Source organism: uncultured Flavobacterium sp., from assembly GCF_963975005.1.
GTDB lineage: Bacteria > Bacteroidota > Bacteroidia > Flavobacteriales > Flavobacteriaceae > Flavobacterium.
This window is the reverse complement of record NZ_CAXBFR010000185.1, coordinates 1-3,613: the sequence shown is the minus strand read 5'-3', so window position 1 is coordinate 3,613 and position 3,613 is coordinate 1. Positions and strand designations below refer to the sequence as shown.

The window sequence follows — 3,613 nt, the reverse complement described above, 5'->3', positions numbered from 1 at the left end:
CGATACTGATTTACAATTTGCTTACACAGAAGGTGTTCGTGATTACATGACTTCAAATATCGAATATTTAAAAACACAAATTGGAAATCCTGAAGGAAGTGATGTTCCTAACAAAAAATATTATGACCCAAGAAAATGGGTTCGTGAAAGTGAACTTACTTTTATCAAAAGATTAGAACAAGCTTTTACCGATTTAAACAACGTTAACACATTATAATAATTACGAATTACGAATTACAAATTAATTCATAATTCATAATTTATAATTTATAATTATAAAATATGGCTTGGTTTAAAAGAAAAGAAAAAGGTATAACAACCGCTACAGTAGATAAAAAAGATGTCCCAAAAGGTTTATGGTACAAATCTCCAACAGGAAAAGTTGTTGATACTGAGGAATTAGCAAAAAATCTATGGGTAAGCCCAGAAGATGATTTTCATGTAAGAATAGGTAGTAAAGAATATTTCGAAATCCTTTTTGATGACAACACATTTAAAGAATTAGATGCCAAACTAACCTCTAAAGATCCTTTAAAATTTGAAGACACTAAGAAATATAGTGATCGTTTAAAAGAAGCTATGAAAAAAACTGAATTGAAAGATGCAGTTAGAACAGCTGTTGGAAAATCAAAAGGAAATAATGTCGTAGTTTGTTGTATGGATTTTGCCTTTATTGGAGGTTCAATGGGTGCAGTTGTTGGAGAAAAAATTGCTCGTGGAATTGACTATTCAATTAAACACAAACTACCATTTGTAATGATATCAAAATCTGGTGGTGCGCGTATGATGGAAGCTGCTTATTCGTTAATGCAATTGGCAAAAACTTCTGTAAAATTAGCACAACTAGCCGATAAAAAAATACCATATATTTCTTTATGTACTGATCCAACAACTGGAGGAACAACAGCTTCATATGCAATGTTAGGTGATATTAATATTGGTGAACCTGGAGCATTAATTGGCTTTGCTGGTCCTCGTATTGTAAAAGATACTACTGGAAAAGATTTGCCGGATGGTTTCCAAACTTCTGAATTTTTATTAGAACATGGTTTCCTAGATTTTATAGTTCACAGAAAAGAGTTAAAGAACAAAATCAACTTATATATTGATTTAATATTAAACCAAGAAATTAGATAAATAAAAAATCCCATTCTTAATCTGAATGGGATTTTTTTATGCTTACTATCTACCTTTTCTTAATAATATCAAAACCTAAAGTTCTTGTTCATGTATCCATTTTTTTGTTGGTTCAACCCATTCTTTGTAAGGTTTGTATAAAAAACCATGACCCAATTTTTTATCAATTTTTATTTGCTCAAATTTTGTGGTGAAATTCGATTTGTTTTTCCAAAAATCATAATTCTTACCAGCTATAGTATCGGATTCATCATAAAAACATAAAATTTGTCCATGAAATTTCCAATCGTTGTGTTCTTCTTGATAATCATTATTACCTGCTAAAAAAATATAATTTATTGGATTTGTATTGATGTTTGAAATATTACTTGCAATAATAGCTCCTTTAGAAGCACCAATAACGGTTATATCTTTTGATTTAATTCCTAATTTAATTAAACTATCTATTTCTTTCGAAATTTTATTGGCATATTGCAAATAGTCAACATTTTCAGTTCTAATTTCGGCAATTACTTCAGTATTTGAATCTCTTAAAGCATTAACAACACTATCAAATTCATAATTTCCATAAACTTCACTAACTGCATTTTTACCTTGAATTTCAATTATCCTTCCATGTAAATAATAAATGTATTTTTTGTCATTCTGCACCTTTGAATTGCATCCGATTAAAAGACTAATCAACGACAATATTAACAATGATATTATTTTCATTTCTGACAGTGTTAACTTTAAATTATTAGTACACAATTAGTACTTTTAAACTACATTCCAGTTCGAATAGCTTCCACAGGATCTAATTTTGAAGCAGTTATAGCAGGAATAATTCCAGAAAGCAATCCAATAAAAGCCGCCAAACCTGTCCCTAAAAGCATATTTGAGGCACTCAAGACAAATTCAAAATCCAAAGCACTTGATAAAATCAGGGCAATTATCCAAACCAAAAACATTCCGATTAATCCACCAATAACAGATAAAATAATGGCTTCAAATAAAAATTGAAATAAAATAAACCTGTTTTTTGCTCCTAATGCTTTCTGAATTCCTATTAAATTAGTTCTCTCTTTTACGGAAACAAACATAATATTGGCAATTCCAAAACCTCCAACTAACAATGAAAATAAACTTATAACCCATCCTATCATATTCATTTGCCCAATTATATTGTCAATAAAATCGGTAAATCCTGATAAAACATTCATGAAAAAATTATCAATTTCTCCTGGTTTAATGGCGCGCATAGTTCTTAATTTCTGACTAACATCTGCTTTAAATTCTTCAATATCTATTCCTTTTTCTGGTTTAATTAAAATAGCTGGAGTTAGCGTTTGATTATTATCTCCATACATTCTCCTTAAAAAGTTTACTGGTAAAAATACAGCTACATCATTACTATCACCAAAAATACCTTGTCCTTGCTTTTTCAAAACACCAATTACATTTAATTTTTGACCATATAATCTAATTTCCTTTCCTAATGGATTCCTATTTCCAAACAATCCCTCTGCAACTTCACTTCCAATAACAATTACTGCTGAACCTGAATTTGATTCTGATTCATTAAACAATCTACCACTATTAATTTTAAAGGATTCAATATCAAAAAACTCGTTAGTTGAGGGTTTAACTCGAATAGAATTTACTGTTTTATCTTCAAATTTTATGTTTTCATTTCTAGTAAACATATTAAAAGACATTTTATCAACTCCGTTTACAGAACGTTTTAAAGTTTCAAATTCTTCATAAGTAACGTTTGGAAACTGCTCTCTTTTCCAACGTGGTACTTCAGATGGACCAAATGAAAATCTCATTAAATAGATAGTATTCATATCCATGTCACTCAAATCTTCCTTAATTTTTTTATCCATAGAATCCACTGCTGCCAAAACTGCAATAATAGAAAAAATACCAATCGTAACACCTAATAATGACAAAAGGGTACGAAGTTTATTGTTTCGTAAAGCGTTTAAAGCAAACTGCAAACTTTCTCCAAGTAATCGTAAGTATAAAATCATAATCTTGTTTGAATACTTATAAGTAGAATTAAATTAGATTTTGTTACATAAAAAAACAAAAAAACACTTATAAATATTCTTGAATCTTTTGTTAACAATACCTACTTTTGCAACACTAAACATCACAAAGTCTGAAATTTATTCAGATATAACAAACAACACACAATGACAACTCCAAAAAAAATCAATTCAGCACTTATTTCTGTCTTCGACAAAACAGGTTTAGAGCCAATCGTTAAAGCACTTCACAAAAATAACGTTACTATATATTCAACTGGTGGAACAGAATCTTTTATCAAAGAATTAGGAATTCCAGTTGTTGCCGTTGAAGACGTAACTTCATATCCTTCAATTCTTGGAGGAAGAGTTAAAACATTACATCCAAAAGTTTTTGGCGGAATTTTAAACCGTCAAGATAATCCAAGTGATGTAGAACAAATGGTCGCTTTTGATATCCCTCA

3 protein-coding genes and 2 pseudogenes are annotated in these 3,613 nt (G+C 29.5%); 3 read left to right on the top strand and 2 right to left on the bottom strand.

All coding sequences use genetic code 11. The features are described 5' to 3' along the window. Both AACZ53_RS14220 and accD read left to right on the top strand, forming a co-directional pair. Window positions 1-217 (top strand): annotated as a pseudogene (locus AACZ53_RS14220) (class II fructose-bisphosphate aldolase); the annotation flags it as partial. Window positions 218-282: 65 nt separating this feature from the next. Continuing rightward, window positions 283-1,137, top strand: a complete 855-nt coding sequence (accD, locus tag AACZ53_RS14215) for an acetyl-CoA carboxylase, carboxyltransferase subunit beta (protein WP_339839810.1) — start codon at window positions 283-285, stop codon at window positions 1,135-1,137. A gap of 75 nt (window positions 1,138-1,212) precedes the next feature. On the opposite strand, the gene AACZ53_RS14210 is transcribed toward accD, so the two are convergent. Then, complete coding sequence (locus AACZ53_RS14210) at window positions 1,213-1,851, bottom strand: hypothetical protein (protein WP_339839808.1); 639 nt, start codon at window positions 1,849-1,851, stop codon at window positions 1,213-1,215. A 50-nt stretch (window positions 1,852-1,901) separates the two neighbouring features. Continuing rightward, the gene (locus AACZ53_RS14205) at window positions 1,902-3,152 is read right to left on the bottom strand and encodes an ABC transporter permease (RefSeq protein ID WP_339839806.1); all 1,251 of its coding nucleotides are present in this window, start codon (window positions 3,150-3,152) and stop codon (window positions 1,902-1,904) included. A gap of 165 nt (window positions 3,153-3,317) precedes the next feature. Here AACZ53_RS14205 and AACZ53_RS14200 point away from each other — a divergent pair. Further along, window positions 3,318-3,613, top strand: a pseudogene (locus tag AACZ53_RS14200) (bifunctional phosphoribosylaminoimidazolecarboxamide formyltransferase/IMP cyclohydrolase PurH); the annotation flags it as partial.

Excerpts from the sequence above, each read along its gene's own strand:
- AACZ53_RS14205 (WP_339839806.1), bottom strand. The coding sequence starts at position 3,152 with ATGATTTTATACTTACGATTACTTGGAGAAAGTTTGCAGTTTGCTTTA.
- AACZ53_RS14210 (WP_339839808.1), bottom strand. The coding sequence starts at position 1,851 with ATGAAAATAATATCATTGTTAATATTGTCGTTGATTAGTCTTTTAATC.
- accD (WP_339839810.1), top strand. The coding sequence starts at position 283 with ATGGCTTGGTTTAAAAGAAAAGAAAAAGGTATAACAACCGCTACAGTA.